We start from the raw sequence: 280 nt of genomic DNA, 5'->3' as shown, positions 1-280 counted from the left end.
ATCCTGCACGACCCACCATTTCTTTTACAGAAATGATTCTCAAGATGGGGCTATAGCTCAGCTGGGAGAGCGCCTGCCTTGCACGCAGGAGGTCAGCAGTTCGATCCTGCTTAGCTCCACCATTCTTGACGTCTTCCACAAGACGAAAAACTCATGTGGGCGATTAGCTCAGTTGGGAGAGCACCTGCCTTACAAGCAGGGGGTCACTGGTTCGAGCCCGGTATCGCCCACCATCTTTAAGCGCATTTGCGTAAGTGTTCTTAAAAATGGTTACTTCATG

2 tRNA genes are annotated in these 280 nt (G+C 50.7%); both read left to right on the top strand.

Annotated elements, in window-relative coordinates:
* Positions 1 to 46 precede the first annotated feature (46 nt).
* A tRNA-Ala gene (locus TW84_RS22795) sits at positions 47 to 122 on the top strand.
* Positions 123 to 157: 35 nt separating this feature from the next.
* Positions 158 to 233 (top strand) — tRNA-Val (locus tag TW84_RS22790).
* Positions 234 to 280 lie beyond the last annotated feature (47 nt).

It is taken from the genome of Vibrio neptunius, assembly GCF_000967495.1.
Taxonomy (GTDB): domain Bacteria; phylum Pseudomonadota; class Gammaproteobacteria; order Enterobacterales; family Vibrionaceae; genus Vibrio; species Vibrio neptunius.
This window is presented reverse-complemented; position numbering and strand designations above follow the sequence as displayed.